This window comes from Cognatundibacterium luofuense (genome assembly GCF_018139685.1).
GTDB classification, from domain to species: Bacteria; Pseudomonadota; Gammaproteobacteria; order Burkholderiales; family Burkholderiaceae_D; genus Undibacterium; species Undibacterium luofuense.
In genome coordinates, this window is sequence record NZ_JAGSPN010000232.1 from 1 (window position 1) to 393 (window position 393).

At 56.7% G+C, this 393-nt stretch carries 2 protein-coding genes; both read right to left on the reverse strand.

Annotation, left to right across the window (positions count from 1 at the left end; translation table 11 throughout):
- Positions 1-264: urease subunit beta (locus tag KDM89_RS20175; protein WP_212689657.1), on the reverse strand; the 264-nt coding region annotated here is incomplete at its 3' end.
- A gap of 8 nt (positions 265-272) precedes the next feature.
- A partial coding sequence (locus KDM89_RS20180) for an urease subunit gamma (RefSeq protein ID WP_212689658.1) occupies positions 273-393 on the reverse strand: 121 nt, incomplete at its 5' end.

Genomic DNA, 393 nt, shown 5'->3' on the forward strand with positions numbered 1-393 from the left:
CCGGTCACCGGCCAGCGCTACCAGCTCAACCGTGCGTTGCTGCCCCGGCTCAAACCTGACTGCGGTACCGGTCGCAATATTCAGCCGCATGCCATAGCCTGCAGCACGCTCAAATAACAAGGCTGGATTCGTTTCATAAAAATGGAAATGGGAACCGACCTGTATCGGACGGTCACCGCTGTTTGCCACAACCAGCGTGCGCGTCGCGCGGCCAGCATTGAGCGTCAGCTCGCCGTCGGCAATCAATAATTCTCCGGGTATCATAGCGACTCCTAGGGGATAGGATGATGGACGGTGACCAGTTTGCTGCCGTCCGGGAAGGTGGCTTCCACCTGGATATCAGGAATCATTTCAGGCACGCCTTCCATCACCTCATCACGACTCAGTATCTGT